Source organism: Candidatus Seribacter sulfatis, assembly GCF_964187635.1.
Taxonomy (GTDB): domain Bacteria; phylum Verrucomicrobiota; class Verrucomicrobiia; order Opitutales; family Seribacteraceae; genus Seribacter; species Seribacter sulfatis.
Window position 1 is genome coordinate 1 of record NZ_CAXLMO010000037.1, and the last position, 23,847, is coordinate 23,847.

Here is a 23,847-nt window from a genome sequence, read left to right on the forward strand (position 1 = left end):
ATGGAAAAATTGTAATGTGTGCACTCCATGACCCCCAACTCATTTCCAGGTTCGCCGATTTTGCACTCAGTCTAAACCCTGCCCATCCGGAAGGATGGAACTTACGAGAAGTTCAAAAAAAACATGAAGCCTGAGGAAAAAGAAACAAGAATACCATCCGGATTACCAGGTAGAAATTGGTACGATCGCCTTAATCTGCTCAATATTCTAGTGATCCTTTTTCTATTCCTCACCATTTTTTCAGGAAAAAACCTTCTTCAAGATAATCGACCCGCAGATGTAATGGCAGGGGTTCGTTATTTTTTAAAAAAGTTTTTCCCACCCGACTTTTCTGACTTCCCACTTATCTTAGATTCTCTGGGAGAAACTTTTCAAATCGCAATCGTCTCAACCTTTATTGCGGTCAATCTTTCCTTAGTTATTGCCCTTGCAGCATCAAGAAATATTTCGCCCATCTGGCTCGTTCAACTAACTCGAATGTTTCTCAATATAACCCGAACCTTACCCAGCCTGATTTGGGCATTTTTATTCGTTATATTTTTTGGCCCCACTCCCATTGCCGGGGTCTGTGCTCTCACCTTTTACAGTTTGGGCTACCTCGGTAAGTTTTTTAGCGAAAGCTTTGAATCGATGGACATAAAAGTGGCTCGTGGACTGAAGCTTATCGGAGCGAATCCCATCCAGGCTTTTCTTTATGGACTTTGGCCAAATGTGAAAGCACAGGTGTGGAGTCATTCTTTATGGATGCTGGAATATAACATCCGATCGGCCAGTATTATTGGCTTAGTGGGAGCGGGTGGAATTGGAATGGAATTAAATAAGGCGATGGAGATGGCAAGTGGCTTTCAAAAAGTGACTACTATTTTGATCTGCATCCTGGTAATCGTAATTTTTCTCGATCTATTGGGCCAAGCTATTCGTCGCTGGATAACCCAAAAAATTAATCCCAAATCAATCTCGGATTAATTGCTTAAAGAATTTCTCAAAGGAATTAATGGCACGGTCCATTATGGTAAGATTAAAACTTTCATCCGGTGCATGCAAATTGTCTTCGTTTGTAAAAAGACCGATCATCAGGGAGTCTAACCCCGCTAATTCCTTCAAGTCTTGAATAATGGGAATACTTCCCCCTTCCCGTAGGAAGATCGGTCGTGTCCCAAAGCCAGACTCAATACAATCTTCCGCCACAGAAAAGGCTTTCTTCATCAATTCACTCTCCTGACCACTCGAACCTGGCTTACCCGGTGGGATCACAACATAAGGATCTCCTCCCCCCTTCAATTGTACTTCTACCCGAACCGCAGTGGGACAGGCTTCCTCGATCGCTTGCCGAACCTTATTGGCAATATCTTCTGACTTTTGGTCGGGGACTAATCGACAAGTAATTTTAGCAAACGCTTCAGCTGGGATTACCGTCTTCGAACCCTCGCCCTGATAGCCTCCCCCTACGCCATTAAATTCTAATGTTGGACAAAAACGTATTCCCTCAAGTGAAGAATATCCCGGAGGAGGAAAAAACTTGGGTACTCCAAGGAATTTCGCATAGTCCTCCTCTGTAATTGGTAATTTGGCCAATTCTTCGCGCTCCCACTGCTCGGGCGGTCGAACTGCATCATAAAAACCGGGCACAGTCACCCTCCCCTCCTGGTCATGAAGCGAGGCACATGCCTGCATCAAAGCCTGCAGAGGGTTAAGCAATGCACCCCCATGAACTCCCGAATGCAAGTCCTGCTTAGGGCCAAAAATCTTCACCTCCATAGCACTTAAACCACGTAAGCCGGTAGTGACTACCAATTGATCGGCCCCTGGACTGCCAGTATCTGAGACTAAGAGTAAATCCCCTTGTAGTTTTTGTTTATGTTCTTCTAAAAAACCTCGAAAACTCGGACTACCAATCTCCTCTTCACCCTCAATCAAGTAGGTAATATGTAACGGGTAGTCTGGATTATCTCGAAAAACTCGAGCCAAGGCAGACATATGAACAATTTGCGGCCCCTTATTGTCCGCCGCACCCCGACCATAAAGCCTGCCATCACGCTCCACCGCATCAAAGGGGTCAGTCGTCCACAGATCCAAAGGGTCTGGTGGCTGGACATCATAATGACCATAAATCACCAACCTGGGCCAGGACGGGTCTCCACGGGTCGCTAAAATAATAGGATGTACTGGGGTAGGAATTAAATCCACTTCAAATCCAAGTTCCTTAAGACGGGAACAGGCAAATTCACGCGCCCCACTGACGCCGTCCGCAAAGCTTTGATCTGCGGAAACACTTGGAAAACTGACATACTGACGCAGGGCATCAACAGGAGAATCTAATAATATACTCATGGATTTGGTTTTTCCCCGCGAGCCAACTTGGCTTGTCGATAAAGGGCAAGTGCATGGTCCATATTGGACCGCAAAAATTCAATTCGATTTCCGGGATTGGGATGGGTGGATAAAAACTCGGGCATTTTTCTTTTTTTTCCGCCCTGCATTTTTTGCCAGAAAGAAATGGCAGCCCGAGGATCGTAGCCCGCCCGGGCGGCATAAAACAATCCCTTGTGGTCCGCTTCTCGTTCCTGTGAGCGCGAGAAAGGAAGTGCCATCCCCACAGTTGTTCCCACTCCATAGGCTCCGGTGGCAAGAACTCGATCAGTGGTGCTTTTTTTGCGCATTGCCGTATTTAAAATAACTCCCCCCAAGGCAATGCCCATTGCTTGAGTCATTCTTTTGTTACTGTGGCGAAATGCAACATGGGCAATCTCATGACCTATTACCGCGGCCACTTCATCCTCGTTCCCATTGGCCAAGGTAATAAGACCACTATTCACTCCCACCTTCCCTCCGGGCATGGCAAAGGCATTTGGTTCTGCTTTGTTAAAAACCACAAATTCCCATTCTGTTCCTGGAAGGTCGACCTTTGCGACGCCTGCAATCCGCTTGCCTATCCGCTCAATCATGGCCTGGTGAGAAGGATTAGTGGAGAGCCTTTCCGATTTTTTCATCTGCGAAAACTGACTTTTTGAACGCTTGGCTAAGTGCTCGTCAGATAGCATGGCACTTCCACAACTACTGACTAATGACGCCAAAACGATAGTAACCAGAAAACCGGATGCTTTTAAATAGGGGACATTCATATTGATCAGTTTATATAATATTAAAAACTTAAAAAATCACCAATGAATGCAATAATCACTCAAAATATTAATGTCGAAAATGTCGGACCTTTGTAAATGCCATTGCCATACCACGATCATTGGCCGCCGCAATTACATCCTCATCCCGCACGCTCCCTCCCGGTTGAATCGCAGCAGTGGAACCGGCGTCTGCCGCGGCAATAAGACCATCCGGGAAAGGAAAGAATGCATCCGATGCAACCACGGAACCACCTAAGGACAATTCCGCCTCACCCGCTTTCCAAACCGCGATTTGGGAACTATCGACACGAGCCATTTGCCCGGCACCTACTCCTAATGTTCGCTCATCGCCCGCATACACGATTGCATTGCTCTTTACATGACGCACAACTCGCCAGCCAAATAACATCGATCGCCATTCCTGTTCACTGGGCTGCCGATCGGTAACGACTTGAAAGTCCTTGGGATTAATTCTTTTTTGATCCCGATCTTGAGCAAGAAAACCGCCTGGTACTGTACGAATTTCCTGCAAAGTTTCTGCACCAAAACCGGACTTGGAGACCAATAATCGAAGATTTTTCTTCTTGTGAAAAAGTGCAAGAGCCTCCTCTGTAAATCCGGGGGCAATAATAACCTCGCAGAAAATCTCCGAGATCTTGCGAGCCAAACCAATATCCATGGTATTATTCACTACAATAATTCCTCCAAAAGGCGCTTGTCGATCAGTTGCAAAGGCACGGTCCCAGGCAGTTTCCAAATCATCTGCACTTGCTACTCCGCATGGATTAGTATGCTTGAGGATTGCCACTGTTGGCCTTTCAAACTCCCCAATTAAATAAGCCGAGGCAGAAATATCTAAAATATTGTTATAACTTAATTCTTTTCCTTGGAGTTGATCGAAATAATTCAGGAAATCACCATACAAAGCAGCCTGTTGATGAGGATTTTCTCCATATCGCAGAGTCATTGATTTACTGGACTGAAAATCAAGTGTAGACGGAAAACCAGAAATAGATTCCATGTCTGGTTCGTCTTCCACTTGCTTTGAAAAGTATTCACTAATCGCTTTGTCGTAGGAAGATGTTCTTTGAAACACTTTTAATGCCAGCTCCCTGCGTAATCCACTCCAATCATCATCCAGTTTCATCGCATTCAGGACCCGATCATAATCACTTGGATCGCAAACCACAGCTACATCGCGATGGTTTTTGGCCGCACTCCTTAACATGGATGGACCCCCAATATCAATCTGCTCGATTGCTTCCTCAAAGGAAACATTCGCACGGGCTACGGTTTCCTCAAAAGGATATAAATTCACCACCACCAAATCGATCAGGGCAATGTCATGATCTTCCGCCGCTTTTAAATGTTCCGGGTTGTCACGCAGGCAAAGCAGTCCACCATGAACTTTTGGATGCAATGTTTTCACTCGGCCGTCCATCATCTCCGGAAATCCCGTCCTGTCACTGACATCGCTTACAGGGATGCCCTCCTCTCTCAATAATCGAGCAGTCCCTCCAGTGGAAAGAAGCGTGAAAGAATGTTGATCAACTAAATTTCGGGCAAAGGGAACCAAGCCTGATTTATCACTAACCGATAGAAGTGCGAATTTTTGCATTCTTCCTTTCTGTTTTCTCTGAGCTGAGGTGCAAGCGTTTTTCACATTTTTTTTACATTCTTGTGAATTAGTTCAAAAAGAATTGGTCTTTCTGCCAAGCCTGTTATGGTATGATTAACTAGAATAATATTGTGAATGAAGAAAGTACAGAATTAGAAGGACTACACGCGTCCCTAGACAAATTGGTTCATCATAAAGAAAAATCAACTGTTAAGGGGATCAACTTACATGCCTTCATTTACTTTATTACCATCCGAAATCTGAGTGACCGGAAAGTTTCTCTTCTGGGTCGAAAATGGATTATTGCCAATAGCGACGGAACCACCACGGTGGTGGAAGGAGATAAAATTGTGGGAGAAACTCCGACAATTGGTCCGGGTGAATCATTTTCCTACAACAGTTATCATGTCACCCACTTGTCCGCGGAAGCATCTGGCTCGTTCCACGGGTTGGACGAATTAAACAAGAAAGTTCATGTGAAAATTAATCCATTCAGACTTGATATACCCGACGAGCCCGAATTTGACCCCTCTCATTCATGAAACTCATTGACTTGAACCCGCATGGCGGAATTGGTGCTAATTGCACAGTTTGTGAAGTGGGAGGCTTTCGCTTTGCAATCGACTCTGGATTGCATCCCAAGTATGCGGGCAAAGATTCCATTCCCAGGCACGCGGTCCTAGATCGGGACACTCTCGACTTTATCATCCTGACCCATTGCCACTTAGACCACCTGGGAAGTTTACCACTGCTATCTCGCGAACATCAGGATGCTCCGGTCCTAATGAGTTATCCGAGCTCTGTGCTCGCTCGAAGAATGCTATCCAATTCAATTTCCGTGATGAAAAGACAACGGAATGAACTCAATTTAACTGAACTTCCGCTTTATGGAAGAGACGACCTGACCTCTCTTTATGATCGCGTCAAAATTCTCTCGATCAAACGTCCATTTAGGTTGGAAAAGGATGGACGGGCAATCGATGTAGTGCTTCATCATGCAGGTCATGTGGCAGGCGCAGTGTCCGTAGAAATTAAAACACCCAAAGAGAGAATTCTTTTCACCGGAGATATTCTTTTTGACGGAAGCCGTACATTGGATGGTGCCGAACCCCTCCTTGAAAAAGTGGATACGCTGGTAACCGAGACCACTCGTGGCCTTTCTGTTCGAGAACCATCCCGCCAGCGGGAATCGGAAATGTTAAACCTCCTCGAAGAATCCAGCAAAACATTATCCCGTGGTGGCTCTGTCCTCATACCCGTTTTTGCCTTGGGTAGAATGCAGGAAATGCTTTCCGTTCTGGACGATGCATTCAAGCGAAATGCCCTTCCCAAAGTACCTGTCTTTTGCTCGGGCTTAGGAATGGACCTAGTGAATCACTTTCACGAAATTTCTAAAAACACCAACCGGGTTCGTTTTAACCGAAAAGTACTGAGGAGCTTAGGTGCCCGTCCTCTCCCCCGAAAGCTTGAGCCCGGTCGCGAACCTCCCATGCAAGGAATTTACCTGGTGAGCAGTGGAATGCTGGTCGAGCATACCCCGTCTTATGTAATGGCATCTTCCATGCTTGGCGATGACCGCAACTCCATACTCTTTGTCGGGTACTGCGATCCCAGTACGCCGGGAGGGCAACTTCTCCAATCAGAACCAGGAACACCATTTGAATTTAATGCATACAATCATATCGAGCCAATTCGGGCTAAAATTAGACAATTTGATCTAAGTGGGCATGCAGACCGAGATCAATTAGTCGCCTACGCGGAAAAACTAGCCCCCAAGAATATTTTCTTACACCATGGCGACCCAGAGGCGCGGGAATGGTTTACCAATGCCCTTGCACCAATCGGGGCGAAAATCATCAACCCAGAACCACTTCAATTTTATGAAACCTGAAAACTCCGAACAATCTCCGCTTGCCGAACAGCTCAATCAAGTCTTTGTCCGCCCATCGGGGCGTGCAATCGATGAGATGCGGCAAGTTACATTTCAAACTAATATAGCCCCCCATGCAAACGGGTCAGTACTATGTTCATTTGGGGACACTCAGGTAATCTGTGCGGCCATGGTCGAAGATCGAATTCCAGGTTGGATGCGGCAACAAAAAGTGGGAGGAGGCTGGCTCACAGCCGAATACAGCATGCTCCCCTACTCCACACTTACACGTAAAGATCGCCCTATCAGCAAAGGAAAACAGGATGGTAGGAATATCGAAATTCAACGCCTGATTGGACGTTCATTACGGGCGGTATTAGACTTAAAGAAATTCCCAGATAAAACGCTGTGGATCGACTGCGATGTACTTCGTGCCGATGGCGGTACCCGGACAGCATCTATTACCGGAGCCTGGCTTGCCACTCGCATTGCGATTAATGGTTTATTAGAAAAAGGAAAACTGAAGGAAGATCCGATCCTTGACCACCTTGGCGCAATCAGTGCGGGTGTCTATAATGATCGCTGTGTTCTTGATCTTGACTACCCAGAAGACCGCGACGCCTCGGTCGATGCCAATGTGGTCATGACTGGGTCTGGGAAATTTGTGGAGATACAATCATCCGGGGAGGAAGCCACTTATTCACGCACCCAACTCGATGAACTCCTTGCACTGTCAGAAAAAGGGATTGGGGAATTGGTGGAAATGCAAAAAAGCCACCTGTAATCAAGGTTTCAATCGAACCTACTCGATTTCTTCATTACTTAAGTCAAGGGGCTCTTCGATTATTTCCCCGAGTTCTACTTTAATATAACGAATTAAAGTATTGGGGCCAAGGGGGGCGACTCCCGCGAATTGAATCGTAACTTCGGGATAAATATAAGCTGCACCATCTTGCGAAACTTGATCTGAATAAATGCACAGGTTCGAATATTTACGAATCATCAAGTTTCCATTTCTCATCTCCTCGAATCGGACTCCTGCATCTTGTAAGACTTTGATAAAAGGACCCAGTTTCTTATCGCGGGCATGTTGCTGAGTAAAAATAAAGAGCACTTCTTTTTCCACAGTATCAAAAATCGAATTTCCTTGTGGATCAATTTTCTTCGAAGTCTGTTCTATGGTTCCGTTGTAAGACAATTGATTATTTTCAAACACTAGCTTTGCATTCTCTGTCTCCTCTGCGCGCAAGGCTAAATCTTCCCAAATCAGCCTTTCGACTTTCCTTTTAATCGATTCTTTTTCGCTCCCCAGTGTCAATCCGACTGATTGAAAGAGGTTTTCCAAGTCCCCGATCACAAACTCCCGACTCTCGCCCTGTAACGAGCCCATGAAATCATTTTCATAAATACTTCGCTCCCAAGTTATTGGTCCAAAACGAACAGATTGTGGAATTTCACTGACGAAAAAACCATCTCCTTCGAAAATAATGGCGATCCCCCACTGATTATTAATCCAACTTAATGTATCAACAAGAGCTTCTTTCTGATTGATTCCCCGCTTGGCATAATCAAATAAAGCAATCGCTAGGTCGGCAAAAATTTCATGACCTGAAATCTGACTTTTTTCAAACCTAGCTGTTATGAAATTTACTACCCCTGTGCTGTCATTCGCCCTTCTTATCCAATCTTCTTCCTCGCCCGCCAACTCCAATAATTTCGCCAAAACCGGATCAACTTCCTCGTCGAGCAAAAGGTCATTTACCATCGGGAGAGGATCAACCTGAATGTCGGGGGTTTTCTCCCCATTCTTATAAGTTTCCTCAAATCGTTCCAATCCATTCCTCGACCATTGAATTCGCTTACCGTCGAGCTCTCCGTTCTTATAAACCCCCTCATCATATTTCTGTCCGTCCTTACTCCATAGAGAATAAGGCCCATTTTTGATTCCCTCCAGATAAAAGACCTGTTCTATTTTTTGTCCGTTGTTATGCCACGATACTCTCTGTCCATGTAGCTGCCCGTTCACGAAAGATTTTTCTTCTTCCTTCTGATTGTTTTTATAAAACCGAATCGACAATCCATTCAAAAAGCCGGAACGATATGATTCCTCCAATTGCCTCTCTCCCGTGTCATAATAGGTGGTCAAAATCCCTTTCCCATTTTCCAGCGATGAATGAGAACACCTCACTCCATCTGGCGTCCATGAAAGGCCTAGAAGAACCTTCCCTTTTTCGTACTGCACGAGTGTACTCAAGGATTCGGAATTGGAATAGGTTGCTTTGATCCAACCGGTGTAAGGCAAATCGGCATCCCTCTTTACCATTAAGCCGTCTGCAATTATAAATGAGCTTTTCGTCCAAGCCCTTGAGGCAATGTCCTTTATTTCCTTATCTCCAATAAATGAAACATCAACCTGTTCATCTCTCGTCTCGACACTATTCCCCCTAAATTGAGCAAACAAATAAAGCCCCACACAAACTAGCAAAAGAAAAAATAAGACAGTGGTTAAAATTACATTTAATGAAAGTCCAGATTTTCGGGCTACAATTACTTTTTGCTCATCCTTCCATTCAACTTCTTTTTGATCTATTATTGAATCAGAATTTAAAAATTCACCTAAATCCAACCATTCTTCATTGCCCACGAGGCAGATCGGATCGGATAAAACAAATTCCCCTGCTTCCACTTTTTCACTTATTTCTTCGCGTGTAAAAGGACCAAGATTTTCTCCCTTACTATTGATCCAATATTTATCCATTTTTTGTTATTATCATTCAATTCAATCCATTACAAGGATGCGTTTATTATATTAATTTATTTAATTTATATAATAAATTTTTGAGTTGAAATTCATACGATTCCTTCATTGCTTCTCTTGATTGAATAAGAGGTCACAGCCTAAAAATACCTCTTTTAGGTGTTTCCCGAAAACACGATTATTGAAAGGAAAGTGCTTCCGTTTCGCAGTTAAGTAAAATTCTTAAATTGAGTGAAGCAAAGAAACCGCTTCCCCAAATCGATCAAAGGCATCTTTACCTCCATGAAGTCGAATACGGTCAAAGACACTGGGATTGGATGGTCGTGGAAAAGTGATTTCCAAGTTTTGTAAAAACGGGGGAAAAAGGTCGCTATGTGAACTAAGGAAGAAAGAATCTTTCTCCATTGTACGGACAATTTCATTTTCTACTTTTTTTCGGTAATCTGGCCCTGGCAAGATGCAGTCTTCTATTCCACATGCAATTACACACAAGAGATTGTCGGGTTCATTTTCTAAATAATTCAACATATCTTGCCCGACAACCTTGTAGGGAATCCTTTCCCCCATTCCCGCTTCCCCGGATAGATAGGATAAAATAGATTTTTCCTGTATGTCGCTGTAAAAAGGTTCGACTGCCACATAATTCTTGGCACCACTTCCACTTGCCAATGCATACCCGTAAGACATCATTCCAGCACCCAATTCGACCACTCGCCTCCCCTTCAGCAGGGAGTGCAGTATTTTACCATTGGGGGTAAAAGACCACTCATAAAGGGCCCGGGTAAACTCGCCCCCGGGTGCGGCAAAGCCAGTACCCAAATCCCTTGATTGACTAAGCCGCTCGCGCCAGTCACGGGAATTACCGCCTGCCTGATTTCCTCCAATCATTGAATCAAAATTCCCGATTGAGCATGTATTGGATTAAATCCTGTAAGAACTGACAATCTCCGCCCACCGCATTCAGCGTTTGAAGAGCATTCTCTGTGTGTTGCGCCGCGAGAAGCCGTGCCTCGTTTTCGCCCTTTAGGGAAACCCAAGTGATCTTCCCGTTTTCACTATCATGATGCGCATCCTTACCTAACTGCGCCGTAGTTTGGGTAACATCGAGCAGATCATCCACTGCCTGAAATGCAAGGCCAAGAGAATGACCAACCCTGCCTATCTGGGTAAGTTTTTTCGAGTTTCGCCCCTCCTTTCCGACGCGGAACCCCATCTGGAGGGAAGCTTCAATCATCGCGGCTGTTTTATTCGAGTGTATATATGAAAGGCTCTCTTCATCTGGGTCATTTCCCTCTGAAAGAAGGTCCTGCATTTGACCACCAACTAATTTTTGACTACCCGCAGTCCGACTGAGCATACAAACTAAATCGAGTCCAAGCTGAGGATCTCCTGCATATGCATTGGCCAGGATTTCAAAAGCGAGTGGTTGAAGCGCATCTCCGGCAAGTATTGCAGTAGCCTCATCAAAAGCTTTGTGACAACTGGGCTCCCCGCGCCTAAGGTCAGAGTTGTCCATCGCGGGTAAGTCATCATGAATCAGGCTGTATGTATGAATGCATTCAATGGCAATGGCAGCGGGTAATGGATCCACTGGATTAGGGAATATTTCGTGAGCTGCTAATACTAAAACAGGACGCAAGCGTTTACCTCCAGCATTCATGCTGTGACGCATAGCCTGATGAAGTACTTCTGGTTGAACTGAGCTTGCAGGAAGTGCTTGCTCAAGCCTTAGGTTGAGCAAGTCCTGCCAATTTTTTAACTTTTGTTGAAAATTCATGTCTTGCGAATTGAAATCACTATGTCATTATATTTGAGTTATGCCAAGTTTGGAAGCGGTGTGTGGAAGGCTTTTTGGTCACCCGGGTTGGGTGTCCAAGGCTTTATGGGGGGGTGCATTATGCTTCATTCCCGTTCTCAATCTATTTTCTTTAGGTTATCTTCTGGAATACACTGTTCGTTTGCGTCAAAATAAGGAATGGCATTTACCCGATTGGAAAGAAATGGAACCTGTTTCCCTTTTTTCCGGAGGCTTGCAAGTTTTTCTACTTATCCTTGCTTACGCAGGATGCCCAGTTTTAATTGGCCTGCTTGCAAGTATGCTCGTGGATTTACTCACCTTCAGCTTCCTTGGTATAGTAAGTTACTTTCCATTGGCAGCGGGTGCATTTGTCGCCCCTTTTCTTTTTCTATCTTCCATGCATGTATTCGTTCGAGACGGTTTATATTCGGATGCATGGAGGGTAAATCTTGTATTACAAGTTGCCAAGGCTATGGCACCGAAGTTAATTCTCCCGATTATTGCCTTTTGGGGTGTCCTGTTACTGGCTGTTCCCTTATACGGCTTTTCGTTCTTTCTTGGCATATGGGTTTTACTGGCCTATTCAAGTGCATTAAATTTTTCGAAAATAAATCAGGATTGATTTAATCTTCACTTATTCAGTCCCCTTTTTTAAACTATGCCTACTTACGACTATAAATGCCAAGCTTGCGGACATGACTGGGAATTATTTCAGTCCATGAAGGATCCTCACGTGAAGTCTTGCCCCAAATGTAAAAAACGCAAAGCCAAGCGCCTGCTCGGATTAGGTGCAGGAATTATTTTTAAAGGTACCGGATTTTACGAAACTGATTATAAGAAAAAGGCTCCAGGCAAAAAAGGGGATAATTCTGATTCTTCGTCCGAGACATCCAAAACTAAAGAAAAAGAATCCTCTCCCAAAAAGGACACCCAAAAAGAATCCTCCCCCAAGAAGGATAAGGTAAAATCAACCTCGTAAGTATTTCTGTTCACTTACCTAGAATATGGCTACAAGTGCACTCGTTTTACTCGCGGATAATTTTGAAGAAATTGAAGCAGTTGTACCGATTGACCTTTTACGCAGAGCGGAGATTTCGGTAACCGTTGCCTCCTGTACCCAACACTTACTGGTACAGGGCAGGTCGAGAATTTCTGTGCAGGCAGATTGCATGGTACAGGAATTGGGGGAACAACAATTTGATCTTATCGTATTACCAGGTGGTCCTGGTGTTTTCAAATTGAGGAAAAACCGACTAATTCAAAAAATTATTCAAAATTTCAACAATGAAAAAAAATGGATTGGGGCAATATGTGCGGCCCCCCTGCTTCTTCTTGATGCAGAAGTCTTGGGGAATTCAAAATATACTGCCCATTCAAGTGTTGTGAACGAACTCCCCCACATCATTTCCGGTCAGGATGTAGTCTGCGATGGCACGATTATAACTTCTCCGGGTGCTGGTACTGCAATTGCGTTTGGATTGGCCTTAATCGAAGCACTGGCCGGTTCTGACCAAGCAAACTTAATTGCAGATTCAATCCATGCCCCTCATTCAAAATTAGGAATTGATTAATTGAAAGCATTTAGACGTTTTGCCAAAAAAGAACGGGCCGCACGATTGGAAGAGGTGGCAATTCCGAATCTTCAAAAAAACGATGTCTTAGTAAAGGTATCACATTGTGGGATCTGTGGGTCCGACCTTCATGCTTGGCTCAATCACAAGGGGTATGAATCAGTCCTACCAGAGGTCACCTTTGGACATGAATTATCAGGTACTATCGTACAATCAACTGTTCAGGATGGAAAGTACCATGTGGGGCAAAAAGTCGTCATGATTGCCCTGCAAACTCAACATGACCCGAGTGATCCCTTTTGCCAAAATGGCCTACCACAGCTCTCCCCAAGAAGAAGAGTACAAGGACTGCATTTGGATGGAGGAATGGCAGAATATATTGCCGTGGAGGAAGAATTTTTACTGCCAATCCCTGAGGGTTTATCAATGGAATTAGCGGCACTGACTGAACCTCTTTCCGTCGCAGAACATTGTATTGAAAACCGTACATCTATTCAAAAAAATGACCGTGTTGTGGTCAGCGGCCCAGGCATCATTGGAATGCTATGTGCAATTTCAGCCCGCTCACGCGGAGCGGAGGTCGTAATGGTGGGAACAGAAATGGATGAAGAAATCCGCTTGTCAGCAGCCAGAAAACTTGGTTTTGAAACTATTATAGTGGGTCCACAACTAACTCCTTTATGCAAACAAGTGGAGGAAAAATTTCCAGGCGGAGCGGATGCATTGGTGGAAGCATCAGGAGCACCGGTCGCATTAAGTGAGGCATGGCGTTCGGTTCGACCCAATGGAACAGTCACTGCCATTGCACTCTACTCTCGTACCATCGACTTAGACCTCACGCAATTTCTTCGCAAACAAATTGATCTCCGCACGAGCTATGCCTCCTCTAAACCTGACTACCTTCGTGCATTTGAACTGTTTAAGAACGGACAAGTGAATGCAGAAGACTTGATTAGCAATTACCAGTTAAAAGATGCAGAGCAAGGATTTAAAGACAGCGAGAATTTACGGGTAATGAAAGCGGTACTTAACTGTCAAAAGTAAGAAAAACGCGAGAGGGGCTTTGTTTTTGTGGCTTTGGTTTGAGGGACTACCAATCAGTAGCCAAGAACTGTACCAAAAACTTAAGAAAAAGGGTGTACTCGTAGTTATCCAGTCACTACTTTTTTCCTGGGATGGAAAAGAAACCTCGAGGGAACTTAAAATCTATTCCGACTGATTATTTTCTGCGACTGCAGGATCAATCTGACCTGAAGTTCCACCGGTCACGGGTAGAGAGTTTTTTGTAGCATTAGCCTCGCTCACTTCTACTGGTGCAGGGGGAAGTAAAGGAACACTGGAATTAAGATCTGCAACTGGTTCTTCTGGTTTTGGTATTACTTGTAAAAGCTCAACTTCAAATACCAAAGTTTCATTAGGACCGATCGAGTTACTTCCATTCTCTCCGTAAGCAAGGTCAGCAGGTATGTACAATTTCCACTTTGCACCCTCTTTCATAAGTTGAAGCGCTTCAGTCCAACCTTTTATGACACCACTTACCCCAAAAGAAGCTGGTTCATCACGATCAACTGATGAATCAAAGACCTCTCCATCGATTAGAGTACCATGGTAATGGACCTTCACCGTATCCTCACTGCTTGGAATTATTCCGTCCCCTTTCGTAATCACTTGATATTGCAATCCACTTTCTAAAGAAACCACATTCTTTCTCTTTCCATTTTTTTTCAAAAATGTAATGCCCTTGGCTAAATTCAAGTCGGGTAAGGATTTAGCAACCGCAAGAAATTCATTGGTTTTAATTAAATCTTCCAAACGGGAAAGAAAATAGGATGCATTACTATCACCCGCCAACTTTTCCTTGTGTGAAGAAAGGGAGTCCATGTCATTTTCTGCCAATGACTGAAGAGCAAGTAAAAATCGGGCTTCCTGTCGATCTGCGGGTAAATAACTGGAACTTGTTGCTAAGTTTTCCAAGACAACTTTTCCTTCAGCTCCTTTCATTCCTTCATCTTTAAGTAATGAAACGGCTTGCCCTAAAAGAGCCCTCCCCGCAAGTGGATCACTTCCTAATTCCGTAACCGCCAACTTAAAATTCTCCGCCGATAAACTGTACCGCTTATCCCGATACTGAATCACCGCTGCCCGGTAACGGGCAACTCCGGCAAGAGTATCGTCGTAATCAGACGCGAATGATAAAAAGCGGTCTTCTGCACCTTCTGAGTCTATACTCGCAGAAAGAAATCGGTAGGATCGTTCGGATTGTGTATTCCGCTCAGAGCGATCCCAATAATAGTAAAAACTTACACCAAATAAAATTGCACTAAGAATTATAAATAGCGACTTCTTACTCTTATTCCACGCGTCTGCCTCGCTGTAACTGTGTTCAGCAGCCTGTTCGGCAGATAGCCCCTCCTGGTCATTTTCACCAGGAATGGTGGTATCGTTGTTTTTTTCGGATTCGGATTCTTTATTAGTGGCCATGGAACAGTTTATGGAAAAGGGAATATAGTCCCTATTTTTTAAATAAAGTCAACGGCTAGGTTTCAGAAGGCACGCGATGAAAAACTCATGAATAATTGATTCTTTGTAATTCAATTGAAAAAAAAAGATCGGTCAGTCCAATTTCGGCTGATCCCAAAAGCGATAAGGATCTTCCAACCTGACCATTTCTTTCAGTAAAAGTTCTTCCATCTCCACTAATTTTTTTGAATAACTCGATAAATTGGCTAAGTTAATCTGATTCTTTTTCGGTTGATTTCCAGTCTTCTGAATTACTTCTTTTGAATGATGTTCGATTACTAATTCATCTGGGTTTTCCTTGAGGTTAAAAAGTTGAGTCTCGCGGACTTGTCCATCTAGTGTGTCGTACTTGATTAATTTCCAATCTCCTTTACGAATCGAGCGCATCCCCGGTTTTGTACCTCCGCAATATGCTCCGTATAGGAGTGGACGAATTATTTTCTTTTTTCCCATCAAGACAGGCTTTAAACTTTTACCCTGAGCAGTTTTGGGTATAGGTATGCCTGAAAGCTCACATAGTGTGGGCAAGATATCAAGCAGGTAACTATTGCCCGCATTTCGACTCATGGGCTTTATCCCTGGACCACTTACGATAAAAGGAACTCTCCAGGAATGTTCATAAAGATTCTGCTTCCCCATTAAGCCGTGCCGACCAACCGCAATTCCGTGGTCCGAGGTATAAAAAATATAGGTATTTTCAAACTCTCCGATTTCCTTCAGCTTGTTGATTACTAATCCAACCTGATCGTCAATATTTTCGATACAAGCGTATTCCCGGCCCAATTCATTTCGTACTGTTGCTTCAGTTCGCGAGGTCTTCACCCCGGGAACATTAACCTCATCTCTTAGCTTCGGGTGACCATGATGAAAAGGATGAGCAGGGAGCCAGGAAATGGGTAGCTTCGGAGCTTTGCGATTGATCGTGGTAGGAGGATTCTGAAGATTTTCTGCACCGTACTTATCCAGTAAATCATTTCTTCCATTACGGGCATCATGGGGGTGAGAAAATCCAAAGTAAATGAGGAAGGGTTTTTCTTCTTTTCGTACACGTCTTTCCTCGAGGTATGAAAGAACCTGACTACCATGCCATTGACTGCCACTGTCTTCATCTGCATTCCGGCAGCTTTTATCTTTTACAATTTGAAAAAGTTCGTTTGCCAATCCATAGCTGTTTCCATTTTTACATGTTCTAAAGGTTTCATATCCAGCACGATTAAATACTGCTGGTAGGGTATTTTGGAGAATCTCTACTCTCGGGCCCCTTCCCTCTTCCTGTTTACGATGCTTTTTGCCACGGGGAGGTAAGTTCCAAAGTGTGCGACCACTCATAATCATGGTGCGAGATGGCGAACAGACTGCACCGCTCATTGACCCCATATGATAAGCCTGATCTAAAACCATACCCGAAGAAGCCAACTTATCAATGTGCGGTGTTTGGCATACTTTATTACCATAACTGGATAAGGTATGAGGTGCCTGATCATCAGTGAGAATGAATAGTATATTCGGTTTTTTGGCTAAAACTGAGAATACAAACAAGAAGAGCATTATTGCAGAATGTTTCATAATACCACCCCTAGTATTTCAGACGGGATCGGTCAAGTTGCACAAGACTGGGTGAAACAAAAAAAATTATAATGTCCGAATCAAATATCACCTGGGAGAGTAAACTAAGGACTAGTTCCCCGTAGTAAAAACCAACTTTTGGCAGCGCTGAAAAGGTGGGAAGGATATTAAAAAGGAGAAGAAAATAATACCCGTATCCGGTTAATCGAACACAACTGTTTTGTTTTGATAAACCAGTACTCGGTTTTGCAAATGCCTACGGACAGCAGTGGAAAGAACCAACTTTTCAAGGTCGCGTCCTTTTTCGATTAAATCCTTTGGACCGTGTCGATGACTAACCCGGTTGACATCCTGTCCGATAATCGGACCTTCATCCAGGTCTTCGGTTACATAATGGGCAGTTGCCCCTATCAACTTCACACCCCTAGTGTAAGCTTGATGGTAGGGTTTCGCACCCGCGAAGGAGGGAAGGAAGGAATGATGGATATTAATTACCGGACAACCTACATTTACGAGAAAGTCTTTACTTAAAATCTGCATGTACCGGGCCAACACCAACAGTTCTATTTTCTGATCACGAATCCATTGAATTTGCTTGGCTTCCTCTTCCTTCTTATTTTCTGAGGTCAGGTTGAAGTAGTGGAAGGGAAGTTGATAGGAGGCGGAAATGTCTTCTAAGTCTCTGTGATTGGACAAAACGCCAGTTAATTCAGCATTCCACTCGCCTGATCTGACTCGCAATGCAAGGTCGTGCAGGCAATGATCTGCCTTGGATACCATTACCCCAATTTTGGGCCGGTCATTATGATAACCTATCCGTACAGTCATGCTTAATTCAGACTGTACCATTTCCTGGAAAGCAGTCCCCTCCTCTACCGGGTCACTTCCTAAGGAACATTCCCATTCAACCCGTTGAAAGAAAACATTTTCCTGACGGTCGAGGTGTTGGTCAGCATGTAGTACATTGCTTCCGCGTTCATGAATCCATCCAGCCACCCTTGCGACAATTCCGGGTCGATCCGATCCGTAAAGCAGGGCAGTAATTGAATTCATGAAAAATCAGGACCTGGAATAATCCTGCAAAGACTTCACCGAAAAATTTCGATCCTTAAGCGAACGAATGCCATCCAACGCTGCAAAAGCGGAGCCTAGTGTAGTAATTACTGGAACACCGTGCAGGACAGCTTGGCTACGAATGCCATTTTCATCCCGTCTTGGAATTAATCCAAGGGGGGTATTGATTACGAGATGGATTTTTCCATTCTTGATCAAATCGGCGACATTAGGTCGCCCTTCACTGATACGCAAAACACTCTCTGCTTCTATCCCATGTTCTTGTAAAAAGGCGGCAGTTCCTTCAGTGGAATAAAAAGAAAAGCCAAGCTCAGATAATCCCCGGGCAACAAGGAGGGCTTTTTCTTTATCGGAATCCTTTACACTTAGAAAAACATTGCCCTCAAGGGGTAACGAGGGCTTGGCAGCCATTTGAGTCTTGGCAAAAGCAATTCCAAAATCTTCGTCCTGCCCCATTACTTCACCTGTACTTCTCATCTCTGGTGTCAGTACAATCGGAGAACCGGGGAAACGGCTAAAGGGAAAAACAGATTCCTTAATCGCCCAATGCTTGGGGATAACTTCTTCGGTAAAACCAAGGTCTTTCAGTTTGGCACCTGCCATTACACGAGCCCCTAATTTAGCTAAAGGCACACCGATTGCCTTGCTGACAAATGGAATTGTTCGTGAAGCACGAGGATTTACCTCAATCAGAAATAATTCACCTCCTTTGATCGCGAATTGGATGTTCATTAGGCCAATTACCCCCAAGGCTTTTGCTAAATCATGAGAAGCTTGTCGGACCTCATCAATCATCTCCTTTGCTAATTCATGGGGAGGCAGAACCATTGCCGCATCCCCACTATGCACTCCTGCAAATTCAATATGCTGAAGCATTCCCCCGACCACCGTAGTTTCGCCATCGGAGATACAATCCACATCTAACTCGATTGCTTCCTCAAGAAACTTGTCCAACAGTACCGGTTTACCAGGAGCCACCGCAAATGCCTCCTTCACCACCTTCTCCAGTTCATTCTCGTCATAAACGATGAACATTCCACGACCGCCCAAGACAAAAGAAGGGCGTAACAAAACGGGGTACCCAATACGTGCGGCGGCATCTTTTGCATCTTCCGGTCTGAGGGCAGTTTCATTATCTGGTTGTTTAAGACCTAACTGATTCAGAATTTGCTTAAATTTCTCACGATCCTCCGCCAAGTCAATACTTTCGGGGGAAGTTCCGATCACATTAACGCCAGCCTTTTCTAATCCACTGGCCAAATTAAGGGGAGTTTGTCCACCATATTGAACAATTGCACCGTCACACTTTTCCTGATGGTAAACCTCCAATACATCTTCAAGAGTGAGGGGTTCAAAATATAATCGATCCGATACATCATAATCTGTGGACACTGTCTCTGGATTAGAATTCACCATTACTGTTTCAAAGCCAGCCTCTCTCAAAGCAAAGGAGGCATGGACACAACAATAATCGAATTCAATTCCCTGCCCGATTCGATTCGGCCCCCCACCAAGAATCATAATTTTCTTATTACTGGATCGAATAATTTCATTCTCATCACCATAAGAGGAGTAAAAATACGGAGTAAAAGCTTCAAACTCAGCAGCACAGGTATCCACTAATCTAAAAGTCGTGTGGATTCCTAATGATTCTCTGCGTTCTTTAACCGCGGGAGGTTCACAGGACCAAAAATCTGCTAGTTGACGGTCCGAAAAACCAAACTCCTTGGCACTTCTCATTAATTCATAATCAACCCCGTCCAAAGTGGTTTCCTTCAAGATCGATTCGAGAGAATAAATTTCACTCAGTTGTGCGGTAAACCAAGGATCAATTCCAGATTTCTGTGAGATTTCCTCAGCAGTCATTCCTGATTCATACGCGCAGTAAAGGTACTGCGGACGTTCGGCAGAAGGCCTTTTTACGCCGGCTCGGATCAACGAGGAATCCAAATCAATCTCAGACAATTTACCTGCCTCAAACCCTTGCAGTCCAATTTCTAAAGAACGCAAGGCTTTTTGAAAAGATTCTTTAAAAGTACGCCCAATTGCCATGGCTTCGCCAACGGACTTCATCGCTGAAGTTAAAGTCGAATCCGCTTCTGGGAATTTCTCGAAAGTAAAACGGGGAATTTTGGTAACCACATAATCAATTGATGGTTCGAAACAGGCTGGTGTTTCCTTGGTCACATCATTTTGTAATTCATCCAGCGAATATCCCACCGCTAATTTCGCCGCAAATTTGGCAATAGGAAATCCAGTTGCTTTAGAAGCAAGTGCCGAACTTCTGGAAACACGGGGGTTCATTTCGATCACCACCATTCTTCCAGTCTTCGGGTCCGTTGCAAATTGAATGTTACTTCCTCCTGTCTCCACGCCAATTTCGCGAATGCAGGCAAATGAGGCATCTCTCATTAATTGATATTCTTTATCCGACAGTGTCATCGCAGGTGCGACTGTGATCGAATCTCCTGTATGAACCCCCATGGGATCGAAATTTTCAATCGAACAGATAACCACACATTGGTCTTTGTAGTCGCGCATGACCTCCATCTCATACTCTTTCCAACCAAGAAGACATTCTTCCACTAAAACCTGATTGATGGGAGAAGCATCGAGACCCATGCGAAGCATTTCATCAAACTCCTCGCGATTGTAAGCAATCCCCCCTCCCGTTCCACCCAGGGTAAAGGCAGGTCTTAAAATAATCGGAAAGTCACCTAGTTTGGAGATACAATCGTGTCCTTCCTCAAATGAAGTCACCGAAAAAGAAAGTGCTACATCCAAGCCAATCTCAAGCATTGCCTGCTTAAATAGTTCACGATCCTCGCCTTTTTTAATTGCTTCCGGTTTTGCCCCAATCATTTCGACTCCGAATTCGTCGAGGATTCCGGCATGAAATAATTCAAGAGATAAATTGAGTCCTGTCTGTCCGCCAAGAGTAGGCAACAACGCGTCCGGTCTTTCCTTCTCGATTATTTTGCGAACACTTTCAACAGTGAGTGGCTCGACATAAGTTGCGTCTGCAAACTCTGGATCAGTCATAATCGTGGCCGGATTACTATTGACCAAAGATACACGGTACCCCTCCTCCCGCAAAGCCTTGCAGGCTTGAGCTCCACTGTAATCAAACTCGCAAGCTTGACCAATGATTATTGGGCCAGACCCGATTATTAAAATGTGATTGATGTCGTTTCTTCTAGGCATGCAGAGTTCTGTCGATAATTAAGGGCAAAAAAAAACCCCATATGGAGTCTTTCTTAAAATATTTTGTGCGATTAAATCAAATCCAATTTTAAAAAAAAGTTTAGGATGCCTTTTTTTTACATTTTGAACAACAAAAACCGATAGTGAGAGTTTTTCGTACTGGTTTTGCCGAGAAAGAACAGGATTTGTTATTCGGTTTAGTTTTTTTGATAAAGGCACTCACATTGGCTGCCGCTTTTTTAAGGCAGTTTCCGCAACAAACTCCATAGGATAATGTCTGAGCAGGATCTACTTTTTTACTAGAGATCGGGCATTTTGAATTTATCGTCTTGACCGAGTTAGGTACGGCGAAAGAAAAGTTAAATATTAAAAAAATGGGCAATAATTTAATGATAAGCATCTTTTTCTGATATTTCATTAATTGAAAAAGACAAGATTTGTTTCAAACAAACTATGCAATCGGGGGTAGCCCACCCCCAATAAGTTCGATCAATGCATCCCTTACCTTTTGTCCACCCGAGACGATCTGTAAGGTTTTTCCAATACTGTTCCAATTCTTGAGACATTCGATAATCGAGTCTACTAAGTCTTCCCGTGGCAAGTAACCATGAAAGCCTAAATCTTCGGCCACCTGGACCCGACCTGTCCCCCGTTCATTGATTAAGGTACCGGGAGCAAGTATGGTGTAATCTAACTGCGAGGAACGGAGTCTTGAGTCGGCAACGCCCTTTGCTCTTAAATAGTGCTGGATCCGGGGAGAGTTACTATTCGGGTCTGCTCCAATCGCACTGACCATAATAAATCTCTTTACCCCCGCACTTTCACAATCCCCTATCAATCGAACCGCAGAATTTTGGTCTACATCGGTCGTTTTCTCCGGACCAGTTTGATTGCCAGAGCCGGCAGTAAATACCACCGCGTCAAGCCCCGGAAGGAATGAGGCAATGCCGTCTTCCAAATCGCCCAGAACAGAGGGAACTCCAAGTGCGGTAAATTTTGTTTGCTGACGGGCATCCCGAATTAACCCGACAGGAGAAAAACCGGAAACACCCCATAATTTACCGCATAAAATTGTGCCGACTTTTCCGTTTGCACCTGCAATTAATATTTTCACGATTTAATTCCCTAACCCTTGGTGGTTTAGATTGCAAGATATCGATGGTTAGAATTTGTTCGTCTATCCACGCTGTTATCATTAGCATAATAATCTTTTTTTACCAATGACCCGTCCTGTTAGAACTCGAATCGCCCCTTCCCCAACTGGCGCTCCCCATGTGGGCACAGCCTACATGGCTTTGTTTAATTTAGCTTTTGCTCAAAAGAACCAAGGCAAAATGGTCCTAAGAATAGAAGATACTGACCAGGAACGGTCCACGGAAGAATCTGAAGATGCAATTCTTCAATCACTCCAATGGCTCGGGATTAAATGGGATGAAGGACCCGACCGGGGCGGTGATTTTGGGCCTTATCGACAAAGTGAACGAAAAGATATTCATTCCGAACATGTCCAGCTTTTACTGGATCAGGGGAATGCCTATCCATGCTTTTGCACTGCCGAGCGTTTGAATGAAGTCCGAGCAAAGCAAATGCAGGCAAAAGAAACTCCAAGATACGACGGACATTGCTTATCATTGAGCAGGGAAGAAGCTCAAAGAAAAATGGACGCAGGGGAAAAGTATGTGGTTCGCCTAAAAATTCCATCGGAAGGACAATGTACATTTAATGATGAACTTCGCGGAGAAGTGACAATTGACTGGAAACAAATCGACCACCAAGTTTTACAGAAATCGGACGGTTTTCCAACTTACCACCTTGCCAATGTAGTCGATGATCATTTAATGGAAATTTCTCATGTGATCCGTGGCGAGGAATGGATTAGCAGTACGCCAAAGCATATTTTACTGTATGAATATTTCAAATGGGACCCTCCCGTATTTGCACATCTACCCCTTCTGAGAAATCCAGATAAGTCGAAACTTTCCAAAAGGAAAAACCCAACGGGAATAAATTATTACCGGGACGCCGGGTATTTACCAGAAGCGATGAGTAATTACCTCGGAATGATGGGGTATACTTTACCAGATCAACGAGAAATCTTTTCAATAGATGAATTATCCGAAAGTTTTGACATTTCAAGAATGAGTCTGGGCGGACCGATTTTCGATTTGGCTAAACTAAAATGGCTTAATGGTCGATATCTTCGAGAAAAATTAACTGGTGAGGAAGTGGTAAAACGCTTGCTCGAATGGAAACTTAACCCCGAGTTCCTCGAAAAAATTCTTCCCCATGCTCTCCAGAGATTAGAAAATTTTTCTGACTTTATCCCCTTGGCTGGTTTTCTCTTTGATGAACACCCGACCCTTCACTTTTCTTCGCTCATTGGAAAGATTGAACCAAGTGACGCCAGTAAATTGCTCAAAGTATGTGAATGGGAACTGGAAAAGATAAACTCATGGGATCGGGATAATATTGCACAGGTTTTTCAAAATATTGCGGAAAAGGAAGAAAAAAAATTAAAGGAAATCCTTCCCCTATTCTTCCAGGCAATCAGCGGCAGTAATGTCTCACTCCCCATTTTTGATTCAATGAATATACTCGGGGTGGATTTGGTTCGTATACGACTTCGAAGAGCTCTTGAATTACTCGCATCTGAAGGAGCCGGACTCAGCAAAAAAGGACTCAAGTCCTTGGAAAAACAATACCGGATACAATATGGTGACCGAATTAATTAATATCCGCCCCACTC

20 protein-coding genes are annotated in these 23,847 nt (G+C 44.0%); 9 read left to right on the top strand and 11 right to left on the bottom strand.

The features are described 5' to 3' along the window. Positions 1-123: 123 nt before the first annotated feature. Positions 124-966 carry a phosphonate ABC transporter, permease protein PhnE gene (gene phnE / locus ACKPQ5_RS04060; RefSeq protein WP_407677818.1) on the top strand — a complete coding sequence of 281 codons (843 nt, stop codon included), beginning with the start codon at positions 124-126 and terminating at the stop codon, positions 964-966. On the opposite strand, the gene ACKPQ5_RS04065 is transcribed toward phnE, so the two are convergent. The 3 genes from ACKPQ5_RS04065 to purH form a co-directional block, all read right to left on the bottom strand. Beyond that, positions 952-2,331: a M20/M25/M40 family metallo-hydrolase gene (locus tag ACKPQ5_RS04065; RefSeq protein WP_407677819.1), complete on the bottom strand. Its 1,380-nt coding sequence runs from the start codon at positions 2,329-2,331 to the stop codon at positions 952-954. The two genes, phnE and ACKPQ5_RS04065, sit on opposite strands and share 15 nt — an antisense overlap. Continuing rightward, complete coding sequence (locus ACKPQ5_RS04070) at positions 2,328-3,122, bottom strand: M48 family metallopeptidase (RefSeq protein ID WP_407677820.1); 795 nt, start codon at positions 3,120-3,122, stop codon at positions 2,328-2,330. The genes ACKPQ5_RS04065 and ACKPQ5_RS04070 overlap by 4 nt, the downstream gene beginning before the upstream one ends. A 67-nt stretch (positions 3,123-3,189) precedes the next feature. Next, on the bottom strand, positions 3,190-4,740 hold the full coding sequence (gene purH / locus ACKPQ5_RS04075; RefSeq protein WP_407677821.1) for a bifunctional phosphoribosylaminoimidazolecarboxamide formyltransferase/IMP cyclohydrolase: 1,551 nt from the start codon (positions 4,738-4,740) through the stop codon (positions 3,190-3,192). Positions 4,741-4,871: 131 nt separating this feature from the next. Between purH and ACKPQ5_RS04080 the strand changes: the two genes are divergently transcribed. The 3 genes from ACKPQ5_RS04080 to rph are packed head-to-tail and all read left to right on the top strand — an operon-like array spanning position 4,872 to position 7,394. Then, positions 4,872-5,282: a Co(2+)/Mg(2+) efflux protein ApaG gene (locus ACKPQ5_RS04080; protein WP_407677822.1), complete on the top strand. Its 411-nt coding sequence runs from the start codon at positions 4,872-4,874 to the stop codon at positions 5,280-5,282. Continuing rightward, a complete protein-coding gene (locus ACKPQ5_RS04085; RefSeq protein ID WP_407677823.1) occupies positions 5,279-6,631 on the top strand; it encodes an MBL fold metallo-hydrolase in 1,353 nt (450 codons plus the stop codon). The genes ACKPQ5_RS04080 and ACKPQ5_RS04085 overlap by 4 nt, the downstream gene beginning before the upstream one ends. Next, a complete protein-coding gene (rph, locus tag ACKPQ5_RS04090; RefSeq protein WP_407677824.1) occupies positions 6,621-7,394 on the top strand; it encodes a ribonuclease PH in 774 nt (257 codons plus the stop codon). The genes ACKPQ5_RS04085 and rph overlap by 11 nt, the downstream gene beginning before the upstream one ends. Before the next feature lie 18 nt (positions 7,395-7,412). Here the strand turns inward: rph and ACKPQ5_RS04095 are convergent, their stop codons facing one another. The 3 genes from ACKPQ5_RS04095 to ACKPQ5_RS04105 all read right to left on the bottom strand — a co-directional run bounded on the left by ACKPQ5_RS04095 (position 7,413) and on the right by ACKPQ5_RS04105 (position 11,145). Continuing rightward, entirely contained in the window at positions 7,413-9,368 is a 1,956-nt protein-coding gene (locus ACKPQ5_RS04095; RefSeq protein ID WP_407677825.1) for a toxin-antitoxin system YwqK family antitoxin, read from the bottom strand. A gap of 222 nt (positions 9,369-9,590) precedes the next feature. Next, the gene (locus ACKPQ5_RS04100; RefSeq protein WP_407677826.1) at positions 9,591-10,256 is read right to left on the bottom strand and encodes a hypothetical protein; all 666 of its coding nucleotides are present in this window, start codon (positions 10,254-10,256) and stop codon (positions 9,591-9,593) included. 4 nt (positions 10,257-10,260) lie between these two features. Next, complete coding sequence (locus tag ACKPQ5_RS04105) at positions 10,261-11,145, bottom strand: polyprenyl synthetase family protein (protein WP_407677827.1); 885 nt, start codon at positions 11,143-11,145, stop codon at positions 10,261-10,263. Positions 11,146-11,185: 40 nt separating this feature from the next. Here ACKPQ5_RS04105 and ACKPQ5_RS04110 point away from each other — a divergent pair, with 40 nt between their 5' ends. From ACKPQ5_RS04110 to ACKPQ5_RS04125, 4 genes are read left to right on the top strand one after another with little or no spacing between them, the layout of a single operon-like run. After that, on the top strand, positions 11,186-11,788 hold the full coding sequence (locus ACKPQ5_RS04110; RefSeq protein ID WP_407677828.1) for a hypothetical protein: 603 nt from the start codon (positions 11,186-11,188) through the stop codon (positions 11,786-11,788). Between the two features lie 36 nt (positions 11,789-11,824). After that, positions 11,825-12,145 (top strand): FmdB family zinc ribbon protein, encoded by a 321-nt coding sequence (locus ACKPQ5_RS04115; protein WP_407677829.1) that lies wholly within the window; start codon positions 11,825-11,827, stop codon positions 12,143-12,145. Between the two features lie 25 nt (positions 12,146-12,170). Beyond that, positions 12,171-12,737 (top strand): DJ-1 family glyoxalase III, encoded by a 567-nt coding sequence (locus ACKPQ5_RS04120; RefSeq protein WP_407677830.1) that lies wholly within the window; start codon positions 12,171-12,173, stop codon positions 12,735-12,737. Beyond that, a complete protein-coding gene (locus ACKPQ5_RS04125) occupies positions 12,738-13,781 on the top strand; it encodes a zinc-dependent alcohol dehydrogenase (protein ID WP_407677831.1) in 1,044 nt (347 codons plus the stop codon). It abuts the gene before it with no gap. A 162-nt stretch (positions 13,782-13,943) separates the two neighbouring features. Here the strand turns inward: ACKPQ5_RS04125 and ACKPQ5_RS04130 are convergent, their stop codons facing one another. From ACKPQ5_RS04130 to ACKPQ5_RS04150, 5 genes are all read right to left on the bottom strand, one after another. Further along, entirely contained in the window at positions 13,944-15,218 is a 1,275-nt protein-coding gene (locus ACKPQ5_RS04130) for an FKBP-type peptidyl-prolyl cis-trans isomerase (protein ID WP_407677832.1), read from the bottom strand. 132 nt (positions 15,219-15,350) lie between these two features. Beyond that, the gene (locus tag ACKPQ5_RS04135) at positions 15,351-16,823 is read right to left on the bottom strand and encodes a sulfatase-like hydrolase/transferase (RefSeq protein WP_407677833.1); all 1,473 of its coding nucleotides are present in this window, start codon (positions 16,821-16,823) and stop codon (positions 15,351-15,353) included. A gap of 201 nt (positions 16,824-17,024) precedes the next feature. Beyond that, positions 17,025-17,876, bottom strand: coding sequence for a formyltetrahydrofolate deformylase (gene purU / locus ACKPQ5_RS04140; RefSeq protein WP_407677834.1), 852 nt, complete (start codon positions 17,874-17,876; stop codon positions 17,025-17,027). 6 nt (positions 17,877-17,882) lie between these two features. Next, positions 17,883-21,101, bottom strand: coding sequence for a carbamoyl-phosphate synthase large subunit (gene carB, locus ACKPQ5_RS04145; RefSeq protein WP_407677835.1), 3,219 nt, complete (start codon positions 21,099-21,101; stop codon positions 17,883-17,885). A 451-nt stretch (positions 21,102-21,552) separates the two neighbouring features. Then, positions 21,553-22,215, bottom strand: coding sequence for an SDR family oxidoreductase (locus ACKPQ5_RS04150; RefSeq protein ID WP_407677836.1), 663 nt, complete (start codon positions 22,213-22,215; stop codon positions 21,553-21,555). 106 nt (positions 22,216-22,321) lie between these two features. Here ACKPQ5_RS04150 and gltX point away from each other — a divergent pair, with 106 nt between their 5' ends. Next, complete coding sequence (gene gltX, locus ACKPQ5_RS04155) at positions 22,322-23,833, top strand: glutamate--tRNA ligase (protein ID WP_407677837.1); 1,512 nt, start codon at positions 22,322-22,324, stop codon at positions 23,831-23,833. Positions 23,834-23,847 lie beyond the last annotated feature (14 nt).

Bases quoted from the DNA above. Each gene is read 5' to 3' on its own strand.
- phnE (WP_407677818.1), top strand. From the start codon at position 124: ATGAAGCCTGAGGAAAAAGAAACAAGAATACCATCCGGATTACCAGGT.
- ACKPQ5_RS04065 (WP_407677819.1), bottom strand. From the start codon at position 2,331: ATGAGTATATTATTAGATTCTCCTGTTGATGCCCTGCGTCAGTATGTC.
- ACKPQ5_RS04070 (WP_407677820.1), bottom strand. From the start codon at position 3,122: ATGAATGTCCCCTATTTAAAAGCATCCGGTTTTCTGGTTACTATCGTT.
- purH (WP_407677821.1), bottom strand. From the start codon at position 4,740: ATGCAAAAATTCGCACTTCTATCGGTTAGTGATAAATCAGGCTTGGTT.
- ACKPQ5_RS04085 (WP_407677823.1), top strand. From the start codon at position 5,279: ATGAAACTCATTGACTTGAACCCGCATGGCGGAATTGGTGCTAATTGC.
- rph (WP_407677824.1), top strand. From the start codon at position 6,621: ATGAAACCTGAAAACTCCGAACAATCTCCGCTTGCCGAACAGCTCAAT.
- ACKPQ5_RS04095 (WP_407677825.1), bottom strand. From the start codon at position 9,368: ATGGATAAATATTGGATCAATAGTAAGGGAGAAAATCTTGGTCCTTTT.
- ACKPQ5_RS04100 (WP_407677826.1), bottom strand. From the start codon at position 10,256: ATGATTGGAGGAAATCAGGCAGGCGGTAATTCCCGTGACTGGCGCGAG.
- ACKPQ5_RS04105 (WP_407677827.1), bottom strand. From the start codon at position 11,145: ATGAATTTTCAACAAAAGTTAAAAAATTGGCAGGACTTGCTCAACCTA.
- ACKPQ5_RS04110 (WP_407677828.1), top strand. From the start codon at position 11,186: ATGCCAAGTTTGGAAGCGGTGTGTGGAAGGCTTTTTGGTCACCCGGGT.
- ACKPQ5_RS04115 (WP_407677829.1), top strand. From the start codon at position 11,825: ATGCCTACTTACGACTATAAATGCCAAGCTTGCGGACATGACTGGGAA.
- ACKPQ5_RS04120 (WP_407677830.1), top strand. From the start codon at position 12,171: ATGGCTACAAGTGCACTCGTTTTACTCGCGGATAATTTTGAAGAAATT.
- ACKPQ5_RS04130 (WP_407677832.1), bottom strand. From the start codon at position 15,218: ATGGCCACTAATAAAGAATCCGAATCCGAAAAAAACAACGATACCACC.
- ACKPQ5_RS04135 (WP_407677833.1), bottom strand. From the start codon at position 16,823: ATGAAACATTCTGCAATAATGCTCTTCTTGTTTGTATTCTCAGTTTTA.
- purU (WP_407677834.1), bottom strand. From the start codon at position 17,876: ATGAATTCAATTACTGCCCTGCTTTACGGATCGGATCGACCCGGAATT.
- carB (WP_407677835.1), bottom strand. From the start codon at position 21,101: ATGCCTAGAAGAAACGACATCAATCACATTTTAATAATCGGGTCTGGC.
- gltX (WP_407677837.1), top strand. From the start codon at position 22,322: ATGACCCGTCCTGTTAGAACTCGAATCGCCCCTTCCCCAACTGGCGCT.